The following is a 25731-nucleotide window of genomic DNA, read 5'->3' as shown; positions in this document are numbered from 1 at the left end:
GTTACGACAGCACCGAAGAAACCAGCAGCTGGGTGTAAGGATGGTGCGGATCGTCGAGCACCCGATCGGTCAGGCCGCTCTCCACCACTTCGCCCTGTTTCATCACCAGCAGGCGGTGGGCCAGCAGCCGCGCCACGCCGAGATCGTGGGTGACGATCACCGCCGCCAGCTGCATCTCCACCACCAGGTTGCGCAGCAGATCGAGCAGGCGCGCCTGCACCGACACGTCCAGCCCGCCGGTCGGCTCGTCCATAAACACCAGCTTGGGGTGGGTGACCAGGTTGCGGGCGATCTGCAGCCGCTGCTGCATGCCGCCGGAGAAGGTGGTCGGCAGATCGTCGAGGCGCGACAGCGGGATTTCGACGTCTTCCAGCCACTGACCGGCCTGGCGGCGAATGTCGCCATAGTGGCGCTGGCCGATGGCCATCAGCCGCTCGCCGATGTTGCCGCCGGCGGAGACCTGCGGCCGCAGCCCGTCGAGCGGGTGCTGGTGCACCACGCCCCAGTCGGTGCGCAGCAGGCGGCGGCGATCGCTCTCCGCCATGGCGTACAGATCGTGTTCCTGGCCCGCCTGCGGGCGGTAAAGGATCTGCCCGCGCTGCGGCGCCAGCCGCGCCGAGATTGACTTTAGCAGCGTGGTTTTGCCGGAGCCGGATTCGCCGACGATGCCCAGCACTTCACCGGGGTAGATATCGAACGACACGTCGCTGAAGCCCTTGCCGGGGGCGTACAGGTGGGTGAGCCGGTTCACCGACAGCAGCGGGGTGGTGCTCAAAGGGGTGGAAGTCATCAGTGCTGCGCCTCTTGCGAAGATTGCGCCAGCTGCTGCCGGCAGTAGTCGGTGTCCGAACAGACGAACATGCGGTTGCCTTGATCGTCGAGCACCACCTCGTCGAGATAGCTGTGGCGCGAACCGCACAGCGCGCAGGGTTCGTCCCACTGCTGCACGCTGAACGGGTGGTCGTCGAAGTCCAGGCTCTCCACCTTGGTGAACGGCGGCAGGGCGTAGATGCGTTTCTCGCGCCCGGCGCCGAACAGCTGCAGCGCCGGCATCATGTGCATTTTCGGGTTGTCGAATTTCGGGATCGGCGACGGATCCATCACGTAGCGATCGTTGACCTTCACCGGGTAGGCGTAGGTGGTGGCGATATGGCCGTAGCGCGCGATGTCTTCGTACAGCTTCACCTGCATCACGCCGTACTCCTCCAGCGCGTGCATCTTGCGGGTCTCGGTTTCGCGCGGTTCGATAAAGCGCAGCGGTTCCGGGATCGGCACCTGATAGATCAGGATCTGGTCTTCGCGCAGCGCGGTTTCCGGAATGCGGTGACGGGTCTGGATCAGCGTGGCCTCCGGCGTGCGTTCGGTGGTGGCCACCCCGGCGACGCGCTGGAAGAAGCGGCGGATCGACACCGCGTTGGTGGTGTCGTCGGCTCCCTGGTCTATCACCTTCAGCACGTCGGCGCGGCCGATGACGCTGGCGGTGAGCTGAATGCCGCCGGTGCCCCAGCCGTAGGGCATCGGCATCTCGCGGCCGCCGAACGGTACCTGGTAGCCGGGGATCGCCACTGCCTTCAGGATGGCGCGGCGGATCATGCGCTTGGTCTGTTCGTCCAGATAACCGAGGTTATAGCCGGTCAATACTTCACTCATCGCGGGCCTCCTGGCGCTCGCTGTATTCCTGTCGCAGCCGCTTGAGCAGCTCCAGTTCGGCCTGGAAGTCGACGTAGTGCGGCAGCTTGAGATGGGAGACGAAGCCGGCGGCCTCGACGTTGTCGGCGTGGGCCAGCACGAACTCTTCGTCCTGCGCCGGGCCGGCGACGCCTTCGCCGTAGTCCGGGCTTTGCAATGCGCGATCCACCAACGCCATCGCCATCGCCTTGCGTTCGGCGCGGCCGAACACCAACCCGTAACCGCGGGTGAAGTGCGGCGGGTGGTCCTTGGGATCGACGAAGCCATTGACCATTTCGCACTCGGTCAGCAGGATTTCGCCGATATCGATGGCGAAACCGAGCTCTTCAGGCACGATCTCCACCGAAACGTGGCCGGTGCGGATCTCGCCGGCGAACGGGTGGTTGCGGCCGTAGCCGCGCTGGGTGGCGTAGCCGAGCGCCAGCAGAAAACCTTCGTCGCCGCGCACCAGCTGCTGCAGGCGCGCCGAGCGCGAGCAGGGGTAGACCGGTGGGTTGCGGGTGATGTCGTCCGGCGCGCTGCCGTCGTCCTGTTCCTCCCGCGCCAGCTGCTGGCGGCACAATAGGTCGAACACGTGGCCGCAGTTGTCCGGCAGCGGTTCGTCGGCCTGCGGCGCACGCGGCGCCTCGCCTTCCGCCAGCCGCGCGAAATCCAGCAGCCGGTGGGTGTAGTCATAGGTCGGCCCCAGCACCTGCCCGCCGGGCAAGTCCTTGTAAACCGCCGAGATGCGCCGCTCCAGCCGCATGTTTTCGCTGGCCAGCGGCTCACTGACCGCCAGGCGCGGCAGGGTGGTGCGATAGGCGCGCAGCAGGAAGATCGCCTCCACCAGATCGCCGCTGGCCTGTTTGATGGACAGCGCCGCCAGCTCGCGATCGTAGATGCCGCCTTCGGTCATCACCCGATCCACCGCCAGCCCCAGCTGCTGTTCGATTTGTTCCGCGCCGATCGCCGGCAGCGCCTCGTCGCCGCGCCGCAGCTGTTCCTGCAGCTGATGGGCGGCCTCAATGGCTTTTTCGCCCCCTTTTACCGCTACGTACATCAGCACACCTCCACGCGGGTGGTCCGCGGGATCGCCAGCAGGCGATCGCCGCAGGTCAGCAAGATATCCAGCCCCAGCGGGAAGCGCTGCGGGCGGTTGACCAGGTAATCCAGCAGCGCCGGCGGCAGGCGCGGCGCTATCAGGCGTTGGCTCTCGATGCCGGGGCCGGTCAGGCGCAGCGCGGCGCCGTTCTCCAGCTCGCCGAGCTGTACGATGACCGTGGCGCCGCATTCCGGCGAGATTTCAGTGCCGTGCGGCAACGCCTGCAGATCGGCGGCCTGCAGCTGCTCATCGAACAGGGCAAAACAGACCTCCTGCGCCGCGGTGGCCAGCGCCGCGCCGCTGTGAAAACGAATGTTTGTTAGCACTTGCTCACTTTTAAGCGCAGCGCACAGCTGCAGCGGCGTTTCCTGATCGGCCAGCGTCAGCAGCGCGGCGGTGCTGGCGGCGTTCAGCGGCGCCCAGGCCGGGCCGGCCGGCAGCGTCACCCGGTGGCCCGGTTCGCTCAAGGCTTTAAGAATCAAACGGAAAGCGTGCTGTGATTGATCTATCGGTTGCTCAAAACCGGTCAATAAACTCATGGCTTAATCCCCTCGCACCAGCGTAAAGAAGTCCACCCGGCTGGCGGCGATCGCCCGGGCGCGCAGCTGGCGCTGTTCGTGCTGCAGCGCGGCCAGCGGCGCGATCAGCTGTTGTTGCAGGCGTTCGCCGTGTTCCGGCTGTTGCAGCAGCGCATCGGCCAGCGCGCACAGCTCGGCGTGCGCCTTGTCGCGCCCGGCGATATAGCTGTAGCCGTAGCCGCCGTTGTCCAGCTGCACTACCGCACGGGTGACCGTCATGTCCCCCAGCACGAAGCGGCGGCCGGTGGCGCCCATGCGCCCCTGCAGCTGGGCCAGGCCGATCTCCGGCGCGCGGATGCTGCGGTAACCCGGGCTGAGGTTCAGCGCCTGCCAGTGGCTGCGCAGCTGCTCGGGCCGGCTGTGCGCCAGCACCGACATCCAGCGTTGTCTCGACTCTAAGGCGTGCATTCAGTGCTCCATCGTCAGTTCAATCATGTCGGCGCGGGCCAGGCTGACGGAGTATTCCGCCACGTCTTCGCCGCCGCTGCGGACGTTAAGGGTGCGCACGCACAGCAGCGGCGCGTGGGTGGCGATCTCCAGCAGCCGGCTCTCTTTGGCCTGCGCGCGGCGCGCGCTAATGCGCGTCTGGCGGCGGGTCAGCGGCTGCTGGAGGTGCTGTTCGATAAACTGGTGCAGCGAACCGCTGTGGAACTGCTGCAGCGCCGGCCACCAGTCCAGATCGGGCAGATAATGGTCGATCACGCTCATCGGCACGCCGTTGACCCGGCGCAGGGTGCGCAGGTGGATCACCATTTCGCCTTCTTCACGCGAGAGTGCGCTGGCGACATGCCCATTGCACGGGCGCAAGACAGCGAGTAAGCGCTCACTGGTGGGGTGGCTGCCCTGCTCGAACAGGTTCTGGCTGAAGCGGGTGTTGGCGTGCAGCGGGTAGTCGTAAGGCCGCATCAGCACCAGAATGCCGACGCCGTGGCGGCGCTGCAGCCAGCCGCGCTCCACCAGCTGATCCACCGCGCGGCGCAGGGTGTGGCGATTGACCTGATAACGCTCGGCCAGCTGCTGTTCCGAAGGCAGGTAGTCGCCGCAGCGGTATTGCGTGCGCAGCTCCTGTTCCAGCTGTGCGGCGATCTGCTGATAGCGGGTGGGGTAAGTGGTCGGATGTCTAGATAACTCCATCATAATAAAAACCTCGTCATGCCGATGGCGGTGCGATGAAGGCGGAAACGGTGCGTTTCATCGTGCGTCTACCCTGTGGTTTTCACGTTGGCATCATGGTGCCGGGCGCAGATGACAATCGCGTTACGCGTCGGTGGCGAACAGATGAACTATTTAGGACAGCCCAGGCGTGCACGGGCGGCGGCGGCGCGCTATGCTGGCGCCTTTGTTGACTGACTCTGGCCGCTACCATGCCGCAATCTCTGAATGCCCCTGAACCCGCCCCACGCGCCTGGCCGCTGTGGAAACCGATCCTGTTTCTGCTGGTGGTTGCCGTCGGCCTCTACTACGTCAAATGGCAGCCTTACTACGGCAAGGCCTTCGTGGCGGCGGACAGCCACTCGATCGGCAAATCTATCCTGGCCGACGGCGCCGCGAGCCCCTGGCTGGCGGCTTGGCAATATGCGCTGGTCTACTTCACCGCGGTATGGAAGGCGGCGCTGCTCGGGGTGCTGTTAGGTTCGCTGGTGCAGGTGCTGATCCCGCGCGACTGGCTGGCGCGCACGCTCGGCCACCGGCGTTTTTCCGGCACCGTGCTGGGGGCGCTGATCGCGCTGCCGGGCATGATGTGCACCTGCTGCGCCGCACCGGTTGCCGCCGGCATGCGCCGCCAGTCGGTATCCAGCGGCGCCGCGCTGGCCTTTTGGCTCGCCAACCCGGTATTGAACCCGGCGACGCTGGTATTCATGGGATTTGTGCTCGGTTGGCCGTTCGCCGCCATCCGCCTGGTGGCGGGTGTAGTGATGGTGCTGGGCATCGCCTGGCTGGTGCAGCGCGTGACCGCCAACGATCCGCAGCCCGCCGCGCCGCAGCCGCCGCTGATGACGGCGCAGAGCGATGAGCGGCCGTTCCTTGCCCGCTGGGGCAAAGCGCTGTGGGCGCTGTTTTGGTCGACCATCCCGATCTATGTGCTGGCGGTGCTGGCGCTGGGCGCGGCGCGGGTCTGGCTGTTCCCGCACGCCGACGGCGCCGTCGACAATAGCCTGCTGTGGATCATCAGCCTGGCGATCGTCGGCTGCCTGTTCGTTATCCCCACCGCGGCGGAAATCCCGATCGTGCAGACCATGATGCTGGCGGGCATGGGCGCCGGCCCGGCGCTGGCGCTGCTGATGACCCTGCCGGCGATCAGCCTGCCTTCGCTGCTGATGCTCAACAAGGCCTTCTCCGCCCGGGCGCTGTGCCTGACGGCGGCGCTGGTGGCGCTGTGCGGCGCACTGACCGGCGTGGTGGGGATGGGGTTGGTGTAACGGATTCATGACCCGATGCTGTCTCAATGGAGGAGATGGAAATGGAACAGCGGAATAAACCTGAAATGGACGTAGAGGCGATGTTGCTGGAGCAAGCGTTGCGTGAAAGGGTGGATGCCGCCCTTTCACGCTTAAGAAACGGCACCGCTGTTTATCTCAGCCATTCGGAGGTAGAAAAAGGAATGGCTATATTTAAGGCGAGAGTCCGGGAGCGTTATCGATGAGAGTTTTTGACTGCGTTCATCCAGGCCGGGACAGTTAGTATCTACGTATTAGCTAGTAGTTTGCTTTGGGTGAGGAGCGAGTCTAACATTGTGTTGCTTAGACAATGATAATAGGTCACGGTGGACGTCGGTACTCACGAGGTTATCTGGGCCGATCTAGCCCCTAAATAACGTAACAGACTTAGAAACCTTCATGGGACTTATCCATCAGCCCCCATACAAAATCAGAGACATGTTAGCCGACGGGACTTGTTGTGTGGCCTGATGACTATGGACTCTTACTAAGAGATAGCAACTTCACTAATACAAATATGGTGTTCAATGAAAGGTAGATGAGGTTATCTCTTGAGTTCAAATACGAAACATCTGCCCTTGTGGTTGAACAAGTGGAAAGCTATTGCTCTCAACGTTGACTTGCTACAAGCTATGAAGCTAGCGCTGTCGTGAATGCAGGATACAAAGAAGGCGATATCGCCAGCATACTAATAAAAATCAGATGATGGCAAGTTGAGCTGATCTTTTTTATGAGGAGTAAAAATAAATAATGAAATTTTAAAATTTGTTTTGATATATAATTCCTACATTTAAAAATGAGATAAAAAATGGTATATGATGATGAAGACCTAGAGCTTGCTAAGGCTCAGGCAAGAGAAATATGGAAGATGCTTGATTATGTTAGAGGAGCATCACCTATATCTAGCTATCGTTCACTTGCGTATTCAATATTTTTCATTCGCTATCTACAATCTAATACAGGTCAGCACTTTGAAGCGCCAAGGTTCGATAGTTTTAATGCTATTTCCAATTATTCTTATGAACTGATAAATTGTGCCGTTCAACTTGGGTTCATTAATAATGAAGTATCTGGTTTTCTGTGTGATTACTTAGAGAAGACACTGCGATTATTCGAAAACATTGATGAATCTTTTGTTCGCCATGCAATAAAAGATGGCGTGATGAGTAAACATCACTCCATAGCATCGCTTTCTTTGTCTGAACTAGATTTACTCTTTGCAGAAAATGAAGGCAAATCAGGTGGTGAATTTTATACTCCAAGAGACGTAAACAACTTGGTTGCAGCAATTGGGTTGAGTTATCAACCAAAATCAATATGTGACCCGTTCGCAGGAGCAGGGAATACTGCATTTTCTTTTGCTGATATAGATTATAAAATAGTTACTATTGATACTCAAGAAGTTAACAAGGATGCTTACTTTAAATTGATAATAAGCAGGATTATTAGGGGGATAAAAGGTAGAGACTATTTGGGTGACTCTTTATCGCAACCAACTTATCAGCAAAATAAATATGATCTAATCGTTTCTTTTCCACCTTTTGGAATGAAAATCCCGAAGGCTACTCGGGATAATATTCACTATAAAGCGCGTAATAAGTGGCTAGATATAGCCGGAAATTTACCAGAAAGTAGAAGTGACTGGTTTATAACTTTATCAATGCTGCAGGCCCTTTCTGAGGGAGGCAAGCTATTAGTCGGTATGCCCTCTGGGGCTTTAACAAGAGGAGGCTCGGAGGCTAGGGTTCGCCAATATTTGGTCTCTCATGGGATTATCGAACAAGTAATTCTACTGCCTAAAAATATCCATTACTCGACGTCTATCTCAACCGTGCTTCTTGTCCTCAATTCAGGATCAAACATAACAAATAGTAGAGGAGTTAAATTTGTCGATGCCTCACTTTTTTATGAGCCTACTCGAGGTAGAAATGTTCTCACGCCAGATAATATCAATGAGATCGTGGAAGCTATTCATAGCGATGGCCGATTTAGTATTAGCTTGCATCGTAGCCAAATTGCAGAGAGAGATTTTAATTTAGATCCTTCACTTTATGTACGTAAAGATCTAAAGGTTAGTGAAGTTACTGTAAAAAATTTCAGAGGCTACTCTGAATTTAAAGTTCCAATGCATCCTTGCTTGACTGTATTAGTTGGGGAGAATGGTGCAGGTAAAACATCAATACTAGAAGCCCTAGCATGTGGTCTTGGTCCTTTTCTTACCGCTATGCCTGACGCAAAAGGGAAACTGATAAAAAAATCAGATATTCGTATAGATTCAAAAGGGATTGCTAGCTATGCCCGGATATCCATTGAAACAACATCAAGTCTGAGCTGGGATCTCGTGGCAAAAGGGAAAGATGTTTCTGAACCCCCTAAAATAGGAACAACGGCACTCACCAGTTATGCTAGTCATCTTGTAGATAGTCAGTCTGAATTCCCACTGATTGCTTATTATGGAACTAGCCGTGCTCTTAATTCTACAAACTCTAAAGTTGCAATAAATCCATTCGAGAAAGAAGTTCGTGGAGAAGGTTATGACTCTGCTCTGGATGCCAAGGTCAACTACGGAATCATAAAAAACTGGTTTTCAAAAATTGAAGTTGATGAGCTTAGAAAACGTGATGAACTCAAAGACCACAAATTTATTCACCCTGCTAAGAAACTTGTTTCCGAAACTGTTTACCAGATCGTAGAACGAGCCACGAGCTTAGAATTCGACAAGGATAGTAATGATGTTGTGGTGCATTGGAAAAATGAAAAGAATGAATACGTAAAGCTTACATTGGAGCAATTGAGTGAAGGTTATAGAAATATGGTTGCACTTACCATTGACTTAGTGAGACGCGCTTATTTACTCAATCCAACTAGTTCTAACCCATTAGCAGTGAACGGAATAGTCTTAATTGATGAAATTGAGCTTCATTTGCACCCGAGATGGCAGCAGAAGATTCTTAATGATCTTACTCACTTGTTTGAGAAAATCCAGTTCATTGTTACAACACATAGTCCTCAGGTTCTAACAACCGTAAAAGCCGACTCTATTCGTATTGTTTCTGCCGATGCAGTCGAAGCGAAATTAGTAAAAGGGACCAGTACTTACGGATCTGAAAGTTCAAGAATGTTGGAAGATGTTTTAGGTGGTAGTATTAGGCCTCAACACATTGAAATTGTTAAAAAATTAAATCGTTACACTAAATTGGTAGAGGCCGACCAATGGGATACAGATGAGGCTTTAGAGCTCAAAAAAGTTTTATACGAATGGGGCGGACAGACAGAAGCGGAACTTCAAAGACTAGAAACAGATATTCGTATTCGTGAGTTCGAGCGTGACAATGAAAATAATCAATAAGGGTGTGGAGCCCAATCGATTCGGTGCATTCAGAGCTGCTCACCCTGATGCTTTATGGGAGAGAGATGAGGACTCAATTGGAGAGGCTTTCCGTTGTTGTAGTGCAAGATATCAGGAGACTCAGCAACAATTACGAGCGGATCAAGGTAATTTATGTGCATATTGTGAACAGGATTTATTGTCTGGAACTAATGGGGCACTAGATGACTGTCGAATTGAGCATTTTCACCCAAAGTCGAAACGAGAACTAGGAGAGCCTAATTGGGGGCTGGAGTGGAGCAATTTATTAGCAGTTTGCTGTGGTGGAAATCAAAGTAGAGTTGTTAATCCTGAGGAGAGATTTGATATTGAGCCAGAAAATTATTCTTGCGATGTACCGAAAGGTAATAAAATTTTGGATCAAATTATCTTAAACCCCCTACGATTACCTAACTTAAATATTTGGAGGTTCAGTCGTTCTACAGGGGAGATTTCTGTAAATGAGAAGTTGTGTTTATCACTAGGGCTAGATGTCGAAATGGCACACCAAACAATTGAGAAATTAAATTTGAACTCTCCGCGCTTAATGAGATTCAGGAGAACTGTTATGGATAACCTCAATAATCTGATTACAGAAAGTTTGAAGAGTGGGAAAACAGTAGACCAAGCTGTTAGTTCTATTGCCATATCAATATTCCGGAGAAATAGAGCAGGTGACTGGCCATCTTTTTTTAGTACTGCAAGGTTTTATCTAGGCCAGCAGGCTGAGCTTGTTTTAGCTCATCCAATTTAAAGCTTCAGAGAGGCTGACTTTGACGGTCTCTTCTGTATGTTTACACTATTCCTACTAGCTAGGCTCCAAGTTGATTTGTTTATTCTGTGATAATCAGCAAGTTCAAGGCCCTGAGTTTAACTGCAGGGCCCTTATTACCTGTATCCCACAAACCAACATGGCATGATGCAAGTAATGCCCGCTCTTGGCACAGACCCGCCCATCAGATTGTCTCCATACTGTAGCCATACCCGGTTGAACTGGGGCTAACACGTGTTGAGGAAAGTACCGCTAGCTCATCGCAACCTATGCACCACCTGGTTGCTGCTGCCGCGCCAGATCAGCGCCGGGTCTTTCAAATCCTGCACGAACTTGCCGTCGATCAGTACGTTGATCCTGTCCACCACCTGCATTTGCTGTGCGTCCAGCTCCGCCAGCCGGTAGCCGGTCCACAGCCAGATATCCTTGCCGGAGCACTCGGCGCGCACCCGTTTCACCAGCGTTAAGATGCGCGGCACGTTGGCCGGATGCAGCGGATCACCGCCGGAGAGCGACAGCCCCTGGCGCGGCACGCGGGTATCGTTCAGATCGGCGATGATGCGGTCTTCCAACGCCGGGGTAAACGGCTGACCGGAGTTGAGCCGCCAGGTGCTTTTGTTGTAGCAGCCGGGGCACTGGTGCACGCAGCCGGCGACAAACAGCGTGCAGCGGGTGCCGGGGCCGTTGACGACGTCGATCGGGTAATACTGGTGATAATTCATGTGAGGCCTGCCCATCAGGCTATTTTACTGGCCATTTTGCCTCCGGCAGGGCTCCCAATCCTCACGTACTGCGTGTACGCTGCGGTTGGTGCGCGCTGGCCGAAGGCAAACCGGCTGCGACAATCACGCCTGATGAACAGGCTTTTGCCTAGGTTGCACGGCGTTTCTCAGCCGAGCTGCCCGTTGCCGAGGTGTTTCACCCGGCGTTTCACCTCTTCCTGCTTGCCGGCGTTGAACGGCCGGGCATCGGGGCTGCCGAGATAGCCGCACACCCGGCGGGTGACCGAGACCTTGGCCGAGTCGTGATTGCCGCATTTCGGGCAGGTGAAACCTTTGCTTGTGCAGGAGAATTCACCGGTGAAGCCGCATTCGTAGCACTCGTCGATCGGCGTGTTGGTGCCGTAGTAAGGCACCCGGGTGTAGCTGTAGTCCCACACGTCTTCCAGCGCCTTCAGGTTGTGCTGCAGGTTCGGGTACTCGCCGTAGCAGATGAAGCCGCCGCTGGCCAACGGCGGGTAGGGCGCTTCGAAGTCCAGCTTGTCGTACGGATTGACCTTCTTCTCCACGTCGAGGTGGAAGCTGTTGGTGTAATAGCCCTTGTCGGTGACGCCCGGCACCACGCCGAAATCGGCGGTGTCCAGCCGGCAGAAGCGATCGCACAAGTTTTCGCTCGGCGTGCTGTAGAGGCTGAAGCCGTAGCCGGTCTCGTCTTTCCAGGCGTCGACGGCGGCGCGCAGCTGCGCGACGATCGCCACCGCTTTGGCGCGCAGCGCCTCGTCGTCATACACGTGGTTTTTGCCGCCGAACAGCGCGTTGATGGTCTCGTGCAGGCCGATGTAGCCCAGCGAAATCGAGGCGCGGCCATTCTTGAAGATATCCGCGATGTTGTCGTCGGCCTTAAGCCGCACGCCGCAGGCGCCTTCCATGTACAAGATTGGCGCCACCCGCGCCTTGATGCCTTCCAGCCGGGCGATGCGCGTCATCAGGGCCTTTTTCGCCAGCTGCAGGCGCTGATCCAGCAGCGCCCAGAAGCGCGACTCATCGCCCATCGCCTCCAGCGCGATGCGCGGCAGGTTGAGGCTGATGACGCCGATGTTGTTGCGGCCGTCGTGCACCAGTTCGCCGTCCTGCTCGTAGGTGCCGAGGAAGCTGCGGCAGCCCATCGGCGTTTTGAACGAGCCGGTGACTTTAACCACTTGATCGTAGTTGAGGATGTCCGGGTACATGCGCTTGCTGGCGCACTCCAGCGCCAGCTGCTTGATGTCGTAGTTCGGATCGCCGTACTGGTGGTTGAGGCCGTCGCGGATGGCGAACACCAGTTTGGGGAACACGGCGGTCTTACGGTTTTTGCCCAGCCCGGCGATGCGATTTTTCAGGATTGAGCGTTGGATCAGGCGCGATTCCCAGCTGGTGCCGAGGCCGAAGCCGAAGGTGACGAACGGCGTCTGGCCGTTGGCGGTGTGCAGGGTGTTGACCTCGTACTCCAGCGACTGGAAGGCGTCGTAACACTCTTTCTCGGTGCGCGCCATGGCATAGCCTTTGGCGTCCGGGATCTGCCATTCTTCCGCCACCTGCAGGTGTTTGCGGAAGCTCTCGTCGACGAACGGCGCCAGAATTTCATCGATGCGGTTGATGGTGGTGCCGCCATAGATATGGCTGGCGACCTGAGCGATGATCTGCGCGGTCACGGCGGTGGCGGTGGAGATCGACTTCGGCGGCTCAATCTCGGCGTTGCCCATCTTGAAGCCGTTGGTCAGCATGCCTTTCAGATCGATCAGCATGCAGTTGAACATCGGGAAGAACGGCGAGTAGTCGAGATCGTGGTAGTGAATTTCGCCGCGTTCATGGGCCAGCACCACGTCGCGCGGCAGGATGTGCTGCTTGGCGTAGTGTTTGGCGACGATGCCCGCCAGCAGGTCGCGCTGGGTGGGGATCACCTTGCTGTCCTTGTTGGCGTTTTCGTTCAGCAGCGCGCGGTTGCTTTGCTCGACCAGGCCGCGAATTTCCTGATTCAGGCGGCCGCGCAGTTCGCGCGCCACGTCGCGATCGTGGCGGTATTCGATATAGGCGCGCGCCAGCTGTTTGTACTCGCCGGCCATCAGCTGGTTTTCCACCGCCTGCTGGATCTCGTGGATATCGACGCGCGGCTGCTGCTCCATGCGCTGAGCGACCACGCGGGCGACGGTGGCGCAGTAGTCGGCATCGACCACGCCCACCGCCAGCGCGGCGCGCTCGATGGCCTGCGCGATGCGCGCTTCGTCAAAAGGTACCTGGCAACCGTCCCGCTTAATCACTACTGGTTTCACGTTGTACTCCTTGTTCCCCGAGGGAGCGTTCATACCCGCCTGGCGTGGCGAGCAACCGTCAAATTTCGCTTATCCACAGGGCAAAGCCGCAGCGCGCAAGGGCTGTGGCGGTGTGTGGATGATTTTGTGGATAACTACTATATATAGGTGTTCGCAATTCTTAATGCACTATATATAGATATTGGCGCGATTCTTTTGATGTAGAACAAGGAAAACGGAAGAGCGTGTGCAAGCTGAACAGTCGTCAATCGCCCGCCGGCCGATCGCGAAAATGTTCCAGCAGAAAATCCACCCAGACGCGCACCCGCGGCGGCAGATCCGCCGAAGCGTAATAGAGCCACAGCTGCACCGGGCGCGGCCAGCATTCCGCCAGCACCGGCCGCAGCGTGCCCTGCTCGAAGTGTTTCTCGACGTACCAGCGCGCCAGGTTGACGATGCCGAGACCGGCCAGCGCCGCATCCAGCAACATCTCCGGGCGGCTGGCCACCAGCCGGCCGTTCAGATCCAGCGCCAGCGTTTCGCCCTGATGGCGCAGCTGCCATTTGACGTGGCGGCCGTTGGCCGGGTTGCGGTGCAGCAGGCAGTCGTGCCGCAGCAGATCGTGCGGCGTTTGCGGTTCACCGCGCCGCGCCAGATAGTCCGGCGACGCCGCCAGCACCATGTGCATCGGGTAGAGCGGGCGGGCCACCAGCCGGCTGTCGGGATCGACCCGGCTGCCGATGCCGACGTCGAAACCTTCGCCCACCAGATTTACCACCCGGGCGTCCAGCGACAGATCGAGATCGATCTGCGGATAGCGCGCCAAAAATTGCGGGATCAACGGCATCAGCATCCGGCGGCCGAAGCCGGGGATCATCGTGACGCGCACCACCCCGGCAGGCGCCTGCCGTTCGCCGCCGGCGCTTTCCAGCGTCGCCGCCAATGCCTGCCACAGCGGCGCTACCTGCGCCAGCAGCGCTTTGCCCTCGTCGGTCAGCAGCACGTTGTGGGTGTTGCGCTGAAACAGCCGCAGCGCCAGCTTCTCTTCCAGCGCGCGGATGTTTTTGCTGACCGCCGCCGGCGTCACGCCCAGCTGGCGAGCGGCGGCGGAGAAATTTTGCGCCTGCGCGGCGGCGAGGAAGGCCGGCAACAGGCGGTGTACGTCAAAGGGCAGCGACATAGTGGTTGATACTTTCAGTTGAAATTGAAATGACCTCTAACAGCCTACACCCGCAGCGGCGGAAATGGAAAAATGCCTCATCTTCTTATGACCGAGGAATCGTTATGTCGCGCATTTTAGTGTTAACCGCCCACCGCACCCCCGACGAGTCGCGCATTAATAAGGCGCTGATCGAGGCCGTACGCCCGCTGCCCAACGTGACCGTTCACGAACTGATCCGCGCGTACCCGGATTACCGCATCGACGTGGCGCGCGAACAGGCGCTGCTGCAGAGCCATGATGCGGTAGTGATGCTGTTCCCGTTTTACTGGTACAGCTCACCGGCGATCCTCAGCGAGTGGCAGGATGCGGTATTAACCTACGGTTTCGCCTACGGCAGCGAAGGCACCCAGCTGCACGGCAAGCCGCTGCAGCTGGTGGTGAGCACCGGCGGCGACGCGCAGGCTTATACAGCGCAAGGGTATAACCGTTATCCGGTGCAGGATCTGCTGCTGCCGTTCCACGCCATGGCCAACCTGACCGGCATGGATTATCTGCCGCCGCATCTGGTGCAGGGCGTGAGCGACATGAGCGATGAGCAGTTGGCGCAAGAGGCCGCCGGCGTGGCGGCGCTGCTGGGGAAATGGTAGGGCGCAGCGTTCGCCGCGCCCTGCGGGGTCAGTCTTCGAGCAGCCACCACACCGCTTCGAACGGCCGCAGCGTCAGCGCCTGCGGCTGGTCCGCCGAATCGGCGTAGTTGCTCATCAGCGGGCGCCATTGCGCGGAAGCTTCCACGCCTTCCGCCGCCCAGGCCAGCGGTTCGCGGCTCAGGTTGGCCGCCACCAGCAGGCGCTGGCCGTTCCAGCTGCGCTGATAGCACCACAGCGCCGGGTGTTCCGGCGCCAGATCCTGATAGTCGCCGTGGGTCAGCAGCGGATACTGCTTGCGCAGGGTGATCAGCTGGCGATAGGCGTAAAACACCGAGTCGAGATCGGCCAGCGCCGCGTCGGCGTTGATCTGCGGGTAGTTCTCGGCGCAGCCGATCCACGGCGTGCCGGTGGTGAAACCGGCGTGCGGTGCGGCGCTCCACTGCATCGGCGTGCGGCCGTTGTCGCGCGATTTGTCGGCCAGGATTGCCAGCAGCTCGGCGTCGCCGCGGCCCTGGGCGCGCAGTTCGGCGTACATGTTCAGGCTTTCCACGTCGCGATACTGCTCGATGGCGCGGAAGCCGGGGTTGGTCATGCCGAGTTCTTCGCCCTGATAGATATAAGGCGTGCCCTGCATGCCGTGCAGCACCATCGCCAGCATTTTGGCGGCCGGCACCCGCAGTGCGCCTTCATCGCCGAAGCGCGACACGATGCGCGGCTGATCGTGGTTGCACCAGAACAGCGCGTTCCAGGCGCGGTTATGCATCCCTTGCTGCCAGTGGCGGAAGATCTGCTTCAGTTCCACGTAATCCGGCGCCGCCCGCGTCCATTTTTCACCGCCGGCGTAGTCCACCTTCAGGTGATGGAAGTTGAAGGTCATCGACAGCTCTTCGCCGCTCTGCGCCGCGTAGCGCTGGCAATGCTCAAGCGTGGTGGAGGACATCTCGCCCACCGTCATCAGGCCGCGCGGCTGAAACACGTCGCGGCTCATCTCCTGCAGGAACTCGTGGATGCGCGGGCCGTCGGTGTAGAAGCGGCGGCCGTCGCCCTGGTTGTCGGACGGGAAGTCCTGCTGTTTGGACACCAGGTTGATCACGTCGAGACGCAGCCCGTCGACGCCTTTGTCCGCCCAGAACTGACACACTTTCTTCAGCTCTTCGCGCACCGGCGGGTGCTCCCAGTTGAGATCCGCCTGCTCGGCGGCGAACAGGTGCAGGTAGTACTGGCCGCTGTCGGCGTGCCACTGCCAGGCGTTGCCGCCGAACTTGGAGCGCCAGTTGTTCGGCGGCGTTTCACCGTCGCCGTCGCGCCAGACGTAGAACTGACGATACGGGCTGTGGCGATCCTGCGCGGCCTTGAACCACGGGTGCTCGGTCGAGGTGTGGTTGAACACCATGTCCATTACGATGCGGATGCCGCGCTGGTGGGCGGCGGCGACCAACTGCTCGAAGTCTGCCATTGTGCCGTAAGCCGGATCGATGGCGCAGTAGTCCGCCACGTCATAGCCGTTGTCCACCTGCGGCGATACGTAGACCGGCGTCAGCCAGATCGCGTCCACGCCCAGTTCCTGCAGATAGTCCAGCCGCCGGGTCACCCCGGCCAAATCGCCGTAGCCGTTGCCGGTGCTGTCCTGAAAACTCTTCGGATAAATTTGGTAGATGACGCCGTTCTGCCACCAGGGGGTTGGGTTGCTCATAACTGGACACCTTTGAATCGTGACAACAGGCCCGTACCCTTCATCTTTCAAACTGCAGCGTTGTTGGCTGCTGGCGCTGCACCCCAGTCACTTACTTGAGTAAGCTCCTGGGGATTTGCACCCTTGCCGCCTAGCTACAGCTCGAAAGCTATAGGGTATTTCCGGCCCCTACATTCATGTTGCGTATTTTGCGTCAATCAAACCGGCAGCTCGCCGCGGGCGGCCTTGCGTTTGTAGACCATGATGGTCAGCACCAGCGGGATGACGATCGCCACCAGAATCGCCAGCGAGTAAATCAGCCAGAACTGCGGCTTGATAGACAGAATGCCCGGCAGGCCGCCGACGCCGATGCCGTTGGCCGTCACGCCGTCCAACCCGCAGATAAGGCCGGCGATCGCGGAGCCGATCATCGCGCACAGCATTGGGAAGCGGTATTTGAGGTTGATGCCGTACATCGCCGGTTCGGTCACGCCGAGGTAGGCGGAGATCGCCGCCGGCACCGAGATTTCACGCTCGTTGGCCTTGCGGCTGATGATGATGATGCCGAGCACCGCCGAGGCCTGCGCTATGTTGGACAGCGCAATCAGCGGCCACACCGGGGTGCCGCCCATGCTCTGGATCATCTGCATGTCGATGGCCAGCGTGGTCTGGTGCACGCCGGTGATCACCAGCGGCGCATACAGGAAGCCGAACAGCGCGGCGCCCACCGGCGCGAAGCTGCCGGTCATCACCGATTTCACCGCCCAGGCGACGCCGTCGCCGATCATGCGGCCGAACGGCCCTATCAGCGCGTGCGCCAGGAACACCGCCAGCAGCAGCGAGACCACCGGCACCACCACCAGATAGAGATAGTCGGGAACGATCTTTTTCAGCCGGGTTTCGATCCAGCCCAGCGCCATGCCCGCCAGGATCGACGGGATCACCTGCGCCTGATAGCCCACTTTCTGGATCACGAACCAGCCGAAGTTCCACACTTCCGGCGTTTGCTGGCCGAGCAGGTAGGAGTTCATCAGCTGCGGCGACACCAGGGTGACGCCCAGCACGATGCCGAGCACCGGGGTGCCGCCCATCTTTTTCACCGTCGACCAACAGATGGCCACCGGCAGGAACATGAAGATCGCTTCACCGAGCAGCCACAGGAAGTCGTAAACGGTTTTCCACGCCGGGTGCATCTGCGCCAGCGTTTGGCCGCCGGACATCGGGATGTCGCCGATCACGTTGCGGAAGCCGAGGATCAGACCGCCGCTGATCAGCGCCGGCAGCAGCGGGAAGAAGATCTCGGCGAAGTGGGAGATGGTGCGCTCGGTCCAGGTCATGTTCTGGCGCGCGGCCACCTTGGCCTGCTCCTTGTCGGCCTCGTTGACGCCGGTGCTGGCGATCAGCGCCTGATAGTAGTCGCCGACGTCGGTGCCGATCACCACCTGGAACTGCCCGGCGTTGGTGAAGCAACCCTTGACCATCGGCAGCTCTTCGATCTCTTTCGGTTTCGCCTTATTGGGATCGTTGAGGACGAAACGCAGCCGGGTAATGCAATGGCTGACGGTGGCGATGTTCTCGCGGCCGCCGACCAAAACAATCAGGCGATCAATATCCTGCTGTTTTACTTTGCTCATTATGGGATACCTGCAGAGGTGTTGACTGAGTAATGATCAAAGCTTAGCCACTCGGCATTTTGAATGAAATGGGAACGTTCCCGGTTTGGGGCGAGGATCACAAAATGACGAAAAATGGTCAACTTCCGATCAGGAAAGTTTGCTGGGCACCACCAGGCGGCGGATCCCCTGTTCGCCGCTGAGCTGCGCCAGCAGCTGCTGCGCGGCCAGCAGGCCGGCGCTGCCGTAGCCGAACTCCACCGACAGGGTGTCGGGGAACAGGAAGCTGAGCAGCGGGGTGTTGCCGATGGCGCATACCTGGATGGCGCGCGTCGGCTGTTGTTGCAGGTATTTGATCGCCCCCAGGGCGATGCTGTCGGAGGCGCAAATCAGCGCGCTGGTGTGCGCGTCAATCACTTCGGCGGCGTGCTGGAAACCGCTCTGGTAGCTCAGTTCGCCCAGCGTGGCGCGCGGCGTGAGCGTGAGGCGTTCACAGGCGTCGAGATAGGCCTGATAGCGGCGCTGGCCGGTGGTGGCGTCGCTGAGCTGCACCCCCAGATAGCCGATATGCCGATGCCCTTGCTGATACAGGCGATCCATCAACAGGTTCACCGCGCCGGCGTCGTCGTAGCAGACGGACGAGAAGCCGTCGTATTCGCGCACCATCACCACCATTTTTTCCTGCCACGGCTTGAGCATCGCCGCGGTCAGGCCGGTGAAGCCGAACAGGATCACGCCGTCGACGTTGCGCTGATGCAGTACGTGCAGATGCTCCTGCACCAGGCGGGTTTCGAACTGGCTCTCCATCACGATCGGATCGAAGCCTTGCTGATACAGCAGCGGCAGCATGGTGCGCACCGCCTGGTTTTCCGACGGCGAGTCGAGACGGGAAACGATGATGCCCACCACTTTGTCGCTTTGGCCGCGCATGGCGCGCGCCGACTTGGAGGGCGTAAACCCTTGCTGACGGATCACCGCTTCCACCCGTTCACGGGTTTGCGGGCTCACGCTGCCTTCATTGTTCAGCACGCGTGAGACGGTGGATTTGCCTACGCCGCTCAGGCGCGCGATGTCCTTGATGGTCAGCCGGTTTTGCATGGTTTACTTTTCGTTGAGGTGGACAGGCGTAACATAAAAGCCTGTAAAACAATGCCCGTCAGCATAGCTCATTTTCCGACGCGGATCTTGATGCAAAACGGGATTGTGACATTGCGATGAACGGCCGCTCCTGCCGCTCTGTTTTTCCCTTTACCGGAGGTTATTCCCCATATGGACCCCGACCCGACTGCTTTAGACACTCACTCGGTTCTCCGGTAAAACCTCTCCGCCTGGCGCTGCTGTTTTACCGGTGAAGTACATCACGGTAACCGGTAGCGCGCGCTTCGTCGTTCGCTCCTGCTGCTGAAAAAAAGAATAAGGATCTGCGTTGGCAGAGGCTTTTTGGCGCACCCGCCATTCGCCCGGCCGATGACGATCCCCGTTTACCCGCTGCCGTGAGGCACCGGGCGACGAGGTGCGACCCATGAAACTGAAAAAACTCCCCCGTCAGCTGCTGGGCCTGTTCGCCCGCGGCCTCCCGCGCCGTTTGGTGCGCCGCGACAGCCTGCTGGACAGCGTCGGCGGCGCTGCGCGCGACATGCCGGCCGGCCTGGCGCAGCAGCGGCTGGAATGCGCCGCCGCAGAAACGATGCAGCTCTTTGAGCGTTTTCACAGCCACCCGGAAGGCATCACCGCCCATGAGGCGGAACAGGTGCGCCAGCGCTGCGGCGAGAACGTCATCGACGATCAGCAGAAAGAGGCCTGGTGGCAACACCTCTGGCACTGCTACCGCAACCCGTTCAACCTGCTGCTGACCGCGCTCGGCATGATCTCTTACGCCACCGAGGATCTCACCGGCGCCTTGGTGATCGCGCTGATGGTGCTGATCTCCACGCTGCTGAATTTCATCCAGGAGGCGCGATCCAACCGGGCGGCCGACGCGCTGAAGGCCATGGTGAGCAACACCGCCACGGTGATCCGCAGCGATGCGCTCACCGGCAGGAGCGAGCACGTGGAGCTGCCGATCGCGCAGCTGGTGCCGGGCGATATCATCAAACTGGCGGCCGGCGACATGATCCCGGCGGATCTGCGCGTGCTGTCGGCCAAGGATCTGTTCATCAGCCAGGCGGCGCTGACCGGCGAATCGCTGCCGGTGGAAAAATCCGCCGCGCCGCAGTTGCCGGCGGCCGATCCGCTCGACTGCCAGAACCTGTGCTTCATGGGTACCAACGTGGTCAGCGGCACCGCGCTGGCGATGGTGATCGGCACCGGCGGCGGCACCTATTTCGGCCAGCTGGCGCAGCGCGTCACCAGCCAGGATGAGCAGCCGAACGCCTTCCAGAGCGGCATCAGCAAGGTCAGCTGGCTGCTGATCCGCTTTATGCTGGTGATGACGCCGATCGTGCTGCTGATCAACGGCTACACCAAGGGGGACTGGTGGGAGGCGGCGCTGTTCGCGCTGTCGGTGGCGGTCGGGCTGACGCCGGAGATGCTGCCGATGATCGTCACCTCGACGCTGGCCAAAGGGGCGGTGAAGCTGTCGCGCCAGAAGGTGATCGTCAAACGGCTGGACGCCATCCAGAACTTCGGCGCGATGGACATTCTGTGCACCGACAAGACCGGCACCCTGACCCAGGACAAGATCGTGCTGGAGCGCCATACCGACGTGTTCGGCGCCAGCAGCGAGCGGGTGCTGCGCTACGCCTGGCTGAACAGCTTCTACCAGACCGGGCTGAAAAACCTGCTCGACGTGGCGGTGCTGAGCTGCGCGGAGCAAAATCAGCAGCCGCAGGCGCTGCAAAACTACCGCAAGGTGGATGAGATCCCGTTCGACTTCGTGCGCCGCCGCATGTCGGTGGTGGTGGCCAAAGACAACGAGTATCACGAGCTGGTGTGCAAGGGCGCGCTGGAAGAGATGCTGGCGATTTGCAGCCACGTGCGCCACGAAGACGAGGTGATCCCGCTGAGCGAGGCGCTGCTGGCGAGGATCCGCCGCATCACCGACGATCTCAACCAGCAGGGGCTGCGGGTGGTGGCGGTGGCCAACAAGATCCTGCCGGCGCAAACCCATGAATACGGCGTGGCGGACGAGTCGGATCTGATCCTTGAAGGCTACGTCGCCTTCCTCGATCCGCCGAAGGAAAGCACCGCGCCGGCGCTGGCGGCGCTGAAACAGAACGGCGTCACGGTGAAGATCCTCACCGGCGACAACGAGCTGGTGGCCGCCAAAGTGTGCCGTGACGTCGGGCTGGAGGCCGATCATTTGCTGCGCGGCAGCGAGATCGAGCAGATGGACGACGAGCAGCTGGCGCAGGCGGCGGCGCGTACCACGGTGTTCGCCAAGCTGACGCCGCTGCACAAGGAGCGGATCGTCAAACTGCTGCGCCGCCAGGGGCACGTGGTGGGCTTTATGGGCGATGGCATCAATGACGCGCCGGCGCTGCGCGCGGCCGATATCGGCATCTCCGTCGATTCGGCGGTGGACATCGCCAAGGAAGCGGCGGACATCATCCTGCTGGAAAAAAGCCTGATGGTGCTGGAGCAGGGGGTGATCGAAGGGCGCCGCACCTTCGCCAACATGCTGAAATACATCAAGATGACCGCCAGCTCCAACTTCGGCAACGTGTTCAGCGTGCTGATCGCCAGCGCCTTCCTGCCGTTTCTGCCGATGCTGCCGCTGCACCTGTTGATTCAGAACCTGATGTACGACATCTCGCAGATCGCCATCCCGTTCGATAACGTCGACGACGATCAGATCACCCAGCCGCAGCGCTGGAACTCTGCCGATCTGGGGCGGTTTATGGTGTTCTTTGGGCCGATCAGTTCGATCTTCGACGTGCTGACCTTCAGCCTGATGTGGTGGGTATTCAAGGCCAACACGCCGGAAATGCAGACGCTGTTCCAGTCCGGCTGGTTCGTGGAAGGGCTGCTGTCACAGACGCTGATCGTGCACATGATCCGCACGCGCAAAATTCCGTTTATCCAGAGCCGCCCGTCCTGGCCGCTGTGCATCATGACGCTGGCGGTGATCGCCACCGGCATCGGCCTGGTGTTCTCGCCGCTGGCCGGCTTCCTGCAGCTGCAGGCGCTGCCGCTCGGTTACTTCCCGTGGCTGGTGCTGATCCTCGCCGGTTACATGGTGCTGACCCAGTGCGTGAAAGGCTGGTTCGTGCGCCGCTACGGCTGGCAATAACCCGTTCGCCCCCTCCGGCCGGGAGGGGGCAACTGTGATCCCGTCCGCTTTTTCACCACAACGGTTGGACATCTGTTCTGTGCTGAGTCTTTATCTACAGCGTTGGCTGTTTTCCCCTGCGCCTTTCAAGCCACCGCGTTGTTGGCTGTACGCCCGCCCCCCAGTTACTTAGCAGACCTAAGCGCCTGGGGATGCGGGCGCTTGCCGCCTAGCGGTGGTTTGAAATTCATTGGGGATATTTTGTTTTTTTCCTCTGAGGAATTTCCGATGCACAGACCTTTCCGTTATACGCTACTGGCTTCATCGTTATGGTTTTCTTGCGGCGCGCTGGCGCAGCCGGCGGGTGATTTGCCGCTGATGCCCTGGCCGCAGCAGGTTGACGTGACGCAACCGGCGGGCAAACTGATTTTGGATCGCCGGCTGTCGTTAAGCCTCCAGGGTGACGAACTGGGTGACGCGCTGCCGCGCTGGCGCCAGCGCATCGAGTTGCAGACCGGCTGGACGCTGGCTCCGAGGGAAGAAGCAAACGGCGCGGCGATCAAGGTGGTGATCAAGGACCGGGTGGCGGCGCAGCCGCTGCCGGGCAGCGATGAGAGTTACCGGCTGGCGGTCACGCCGCAGGGCGCCACGCTGACCGCCAACACCCGCTTCGGCGCGCTGCGCGGCATGGAGACCCTGCTGCAACTGCTGCAGACCGATGGGCAAAACACCTTCCTGCCATTGGTGGATATTCGCGACGTGCCGCGTTTTCCGTGGCGCGGCGTGCTGCTGGATTCGGCGCGCCATTTCCTGCCGCTGCCGGACATTTTGCGCCAGCTTGACGGCATGGCGGCGGCCAAGCTCAACGTATTCCACTGGCACCTGACCGACGATCAGGGCTGGCGCTTCGCCTCCGAGCATTACCCCAAATTGCAGCAGCAGGCCAGCGACGGCCTGTTTTACACCCGTGAGCAAATGCGGCAGGTGGTGGCTTACGCCACGGCGCGCGGCATTCGCGTGGTGCCGGAGATCGACATGCCGGGGCACGCCTCCAGCATCGCGGTGGCCTATCCCGACCTGATGAGCGCGCCGGGGCCGTATCGCATGGAGCGCGAGTGGGGCGTGCATAAGCCGACGCTCGATCCGACCCGCGACGAGGTGTATCAGTTTGTCGATACGATCGTCGGCGAGCTGGCGGCGATCTTCCCCGATCCTTATCTGCACATCGGTGGCGACGAAGTGGACGCCAGCCAGTGGCGGGCGTCGCCGTCGATTCAGGCGTTTATGCAGCAGAACGGGCTGGCGGATACCCATGCGCTGCAGGCCTACTTCAACCAGAAGCTGGAAAAAGTCCTCGAGAAGCACCAGCGGCAGATGGTCGGCTGGGACGAGATCTATCATCCGTCGCTGCCGCGTTCGATCGTCATTCAGTCCTGGCAGGGGCAAGACTCGCTGGGCGCCAGCGCGCAGGATGGCTATCAGGGCATTCTCTCCACCGGTTTCTATCTCGATCAGCCGCAAAGCACCGCCTATCACTACCGCAATGAAATTCTGCCGCAGCCGCTGGGGATCGAAACGGCGGTGCAACCCGGCGAGCAGGCGCAAAGCTGGCGTTTCAGCATGCCGCGCCTGAAGGGCAGCGCGGTGGAGGGCAGCTTCACGTTGATCGAGGGCAAGCAGGGCTGGCGCGGCTTTATCGATTTCAACGGCAAATCGCGCCGCGCGGTGCACGATATCGTCTGGCGCACGCCGCAGCAGGTGACGTTCCGCGTCGATACCTGGATGGGCGACACGCGGCCGGTGTTTACGCTGCAACAGGACAAGCTCAGCGGCTATACGTTGGTCGGCAACGTGCGTTACCCCACCCAGGGCGAGAAACTGGCGGCGGCGCCGGCGGGCAAGATGCCGGTGGTGCCGGATGAGAAGGGGCAGGCCAAGATCCTCGGCGGGGAAGCGGCGCTGTGGGCGGAAAACGTGCGCGCGCCGCTGATCGATCTCAAGCTGTGGCCGCGCGCCTTTGCGGTGGCGGAGCGGCTGTGGTCGGCGCAGGACGTCACCGATGAGAACAACATGTACCGGCGGCTGGCGGCGATCGACGCCTGGTCGGTGGTGTCGGTCGGCCTGCAGCAGCACGCGGAAACGGCGCGCGAATTCACCCGGCTGAGCAACAGCGTGCAGATCGCGCCGCTGCAGATCCTGGCCGAGGCGGTGGAACCGGCGCAGTATTACACCCGCCAGCACCTGAAGTTCCAGGCCGGCAACTATCATCAGTTCGAACCGCTGAACCGCTTTGCCGATGCGCTGCCGCCGGAGAGCGAGGCGGTGCGCGCCATGCATGCGCAGGTCGCGGCTTTGCTGAAGGATAAGCGCGATAAGGCGGCGGCGCAGGCGCTGCGCGAACGGCTGCAGCGCTGGCAGGCGAACGGCGCGGCGCTGCAGACGGCGATCGCGGGCAACCGCACGCTGCGGGAGCTGGCGCCGGTGGCGCAGGACGTTGATGCCCTGGCCGCATTGGGGTTAACGCTGCTGGAGCGCTATCAGCAGGACAAACCGCTGAGCCGGGCCGAGGCAGAACAAGCGCAGCGCCGGCTGGATGCGGCGGCGCAGACGCGCGACGAAGTGGTGATTGCGGCGGTGTACCCGCTGGAGACGTTGCTGCGGGGGTTGCAGGTGCAATGAGGCGGACGGGCTCGTATGAGCCCGGATCCCTACAGCTGCAGCGGCGGCAACTGGGTAAAAATGCTGACCAGCCCTTCGCCCCAGCCTTTACGGATGGCGCTGAAGTACGGATGGTCTTCGGTAATGCGGTATTGCCGGGTATGGCTGAAGCTGTCGCGCGGGTAGATCATCACGTCGAGCGGCAGCCCGACGGACAGGTTGCTGCGCAGGGTCGAATCCAGTGAAATCAGCGCGCATTGCATCGCTTGTTCCAGCGGCGTGTCGTAGTGCAGCACCCGGTCGATGATCGGTTTGCCGTATTTGCTTTCGCCTATCTGAAAATAGGGCGTGTCGCGGGTGGCTTCGATAAAGTTGCCTTGCGGGTAGATATGGAACAGCCGCATCTCTTCCCCGCTAATTTGGCCGCCGAGCAGCAGGTTGCAGCTGAAATCGGTGGTGCTGCCGCTTTGCTGCGCCTCGCTGTCGCGCTGGGTCACCTCGCGCACCGTTTCCCCCACCAGCGTGGCGGCGTCGTAGAGGCTGGGAGCGTTGAGCAGGTTGGGGCGTTCGGCGTCCTTGCTGCGGTGCAACAGCAAACTGATGATGCTCTGGGTGGTCGCCAGGTTGCCGGCGCTTTGCAGCACCAGCGTGCGATCGCCGTCCTGTTGGAACACGTGCAGTTTGCGGAAGGTGGAAATATGGTCCACCCCGGCGTTGGTGCGCGAATCGGACGCAAAGACCAGCCCGGACGACAAACGCATGGCCACACAGTAGGTCATACTACAATCCCTCAAAACAAGACCGGCACACCGCCAACGCGCAGCGTGCCCGAAACAT

General features: G+C 59.9%; 20 protein-coding genes. 7 read left to right on the top strand and 13 right to left on the bottom strand.

The genetic code is table 11. From position 1 onward, the window contains the following. Position 1: 1 nt before the first annotated feature. From phnK to phnF, 6 genes are read right to left on the bottom strand one after another with little or no spacing between them, the layout of a single operon-like run. A complete protein-coding gene (gene phnK / locus ACSBQV_RS15395) occupies positions 2 to 790 on the bottom strand; it encodes a phosphonate C-P lyase system protein PhnK (RefSeq protein ID WP_033636845.1) in 789 nt (262 codons plus the stop codon). Further along, positions 790 to 1650, bottom strand: coding sequence for an alpha-D-ribose 1-methylphosphonate 5-phosphate C-P-lyase PhnJ (locus ACSBQV_RS15390; protein ID WP_060426495.1), 861 nt, complete (start codon positions 1648 to 1650; stop codon positions 790 to 792). Before ACSBQV_RS15390 ends, phnK begins: the two co-directional genes overlap by 1 nt. Continuing rightward, entirely contained in the window at positions 1643 to 2728 is a 1086-nt protein-coding gene (locus ACSBQV_RS15385; RefSeq protein ID WP_099783272.1) for a carbon-phosphorus lyase complex subunit PhnI, read from the bottom strand. Before ACSBQV_RS15385 ends, ACSBQV_RS15390 begins: the two co-directional genes overlap by 8 nt. Continuing rightward, entirely contained in the window at positions 2728 to 3309 is a 582-nt protein-coding gene (gene phnH, locus ACSBQV_RS15380; protein WP_099783270.1) for a phosphonate C-P lyase system protein PhnH, read from the bottom strand. The genes ACSBQV_RS15385 and phnH overlap by 1 nt, the downstream gene beginning before the upstream one ends. 3 nt (positions 3310 to 3312) lie before the next feature. After that, positions 3313 to 3756, bottom strand: coding sequence for a phosphonate C-P lyase system protein PhnG (gene phnG, locus ACSBQV_RS15375; protein ID WP_016929298.1), 444 nt, complete (start codon positions 3754 to 3756; stop codon positions 3313 to 3315). Then, positions 3757 to 4485 (bottom strand): phosphonate metabolism transcriptional regulator PhnF, encoded by a 729-nt coding sequence (phnF, locus tag ACSBQV_RS15370; RefSeq protein ID WP_015376439.1) that lies wholly within the window; start codon positions 4483 to 4485, stop codon positions 3757 to 3759. Between the two features lie 227 nt (positions 4486 to 4712). On the opposite strand from phnF, the gene ACSBQV_RS15365 reads away from it, so the two are divergent. The 4 genes from ACSBQV_RS15365 (at position 4713) to ACSBQV_RS15350 (ending at position 9907) form a co-directional block, all read left to right on the top strand. Continuing rightward, positions 4713 to 5768 carry a permease gene (locus ACSBQV_RS15365; protein WP_099783268.1) on the top strand — a complete coding sequence of 352 codons (1056 nt, stop codon included), beginning with the start codon at positions 4713 to 4715 and terminating at the stop codon, positions 5766 to 5768. Between the two features lie 41 nt (positions 5769 to 5809). Then, a complete protein-coding gene (locus tag ACSBQV_RS15360) occupies positions 5810 to 5992 on the top strand; it encodes a hypothetical protein (protein ID WP_099783374.1) in 183 nt (60 codons plus the stop codon). Positions 5993 to 6594: 602 nt separating this feature from the next. Beyond that, on the top strand, positions 6595 to 9135 hold the full coding sequence (locus ACSBQV_RS15355; protein WP_434991461.1) for an N-6 DNA methylase: 2541 nt from the start codon (positions 6595 to 6597) through the stop codon (positions 9133 to 9135). Continuing rightward, complete coding sequence (locus tag ACSBQV_RS15350) at positions 9119 to 9907, top strand: retron system putative HNH endonuclease (protein ID WP_099783264.1); 789 nt, start codon at positions 9119 to 9121, stop codon at positions 9905 to 9907. The genes ACSBQV_RS15355 and ACSBQV_RS15350 overlap by 17 nt, the downstream gene beginning before the upstream one ends. 275 nt (positions 9908 to 10182) lie before the next feature. Here the strand turns inward: ACSBQV_RS15350 and nrdG are convergent, their stop codons facing one another. From nrdG to ACSBQV_RS15335, 3 genes are all read right to left on the bottom strand, one after another. After that, entirely contained in the window at positions 10183 to 10647 is a 465-nt protein-coding gene (nrdG, locus tag ACSBQV_RS15345; protein WP_099783262.1) for an anaerobic ribonucleoside-triphosphate reductase-activating protein, read from the bottom strand. A gap of 167 nt (positions 10648 to 10814) precedes the next feature. Continuing rightward, positions 10815 to 12953, bottom strand: coding sequence for an anaerobic ribonucleoside-triphosphate reductase (gene nrdD, locus ACSBQV_RS15340; protein WP_099783260.1), 2139 nt, complete (start codon positions 12951 to 12953; stop codon positions 10815 to 10817). A 244-nt stretch (positions 12954 to 13197) separates the two neighbouring features. Continuing rightward, positions 13198 to 14112 carry a LysR family transcriptional regulator gene (locus tag ACSBQV_RS15335; protein ID WP_033651455.1) on the bottom strand — a complete coding sequence of 305 codons (915 nt, stop codon included), beginning with the start codon at positions 14110 to 14112 and terminating at the stop codon, positions 13198 to 13200. Between the two features lie 104 nt (positions 14113 to 14216). Here ACSBQV_RS15335 and ACSBQV_RS15330 point away from each other — a divergent pair, with 104 nt between their 5' ends. Continuing rightward, the gene (locus ACSBQV_RS15330; RefSeq protein ID WP_042783555.1) at positions 14217 to 14741 is read left to right on the top strand and encodes an NAD(P)H-dependent oxidoreductase; all 525 of its coding nucleotides are present in this window, start codon (positions 14217 to 14219) and stop codon (positions 14739 to 14741) included. Between the two features lie 28 nt (positions 14742 to 14769). On the opposite strand, the gene treC is transcribed toward ACSBQV_RS15330, so the two are convergent. From treC to treR, 3 genes are all read right to left on the bottom strand, one after another. Then, positions 14770 to 16434: an alpha,alpha-phosphotrehalase gene (gene treC / locus ACSBQV_RS15325; RefSeq protein WP_099783258.1), complete on the bottom strand. Its 1665-nt coding sequence runs from the start codon at positions 16432 to 16434 to the stop codon at positions 14770 to 14772. Between the two features lie 197 nt (positions 16435 to 16631). Continuing rightward, positions 16632 to 18047 (bottom strand): PTS trehalose transporter subunit IIBC, encoded by a 1416-nt coding sequence (gene treB / locus ACSBQV_RS15320; protein ID WP_099783256.1) that lies wholly within the window; start codon positions 18045 to 18047, stop codon positions 16632 to 16634. A 129-nt stretch (positions 18048 to 18176) separates the two neighbouring features. Next, positions 18177 to 19124 carry a trehalose operon repressor TreR gene (treR, locus tag ACSBQV_RS15315; protein ID WP_042783558.1) on the bottom strand — a complete coding sequence of 316 codons (948 nt, stop codon included), beginning with the start codon at positions 19122 to 19124 and terminating at the stop codon, positions 18177 to 18179. Between the two features lie 424 nt (positions 19125 to 19548). Between treR and mgtA the strand changes: the two genes are divergently transcribed. Further along, positions 19549 to 22257 (top strand): magnesium-translocating P-type ATPase, encoded by a 2709-nt coding sequence (mgtA, locus tag ACSBQV_RS15310; protein ID WP_099783254.1) that lies wholly within the window; start codon positions 19549 to 19551, stop codon positions 22255 to 22257. A 267-nt stretch (positions 22258 to 22524) separates the two neighbouring features. Next, a complete protein-coding gene (locus ACSBQV_RS15305) occupies positions 22525 to 24915 on the top strand; it encodes a beta-N-acetylhexosaminidase (RefSeq protein WP_099783252.1) in 2391 nt (796 codons plus the stop codon). 29 nt (positions 24916 to 24944) lie between these two features. On the opposite strand, the gene ACSBQV_RS15300 is transcribed toward ACSBQV_RS15305, so the two are convergent. After that, a complete protein-coding gene (locus ACSBQV_RS15300; protein WP_099783250.1) occupies positions 24945 to 25673 on the bottom strand; it encodes a proteasome-type protease in 729 nt (242 codons plus the stop codon). Positions 25674 to 25731 lie beyond the last annotated feature (58 nt).

The sequence above is a fragment of the Serratia sp. B501 genome (genome assembly GCF_051172315.1).
GTDB classification, from domain to species: Bacteria; Pseudomonadota; Gammaproteobacteria; order Enterobacterales; family Enterobacteriaceae; genus Serratia; species Serratia ureilytica.
Note: the sequence above shows the minus strand (reverse complement) of the source record. Positions and strands in the feature narration are given on the sequence as shown.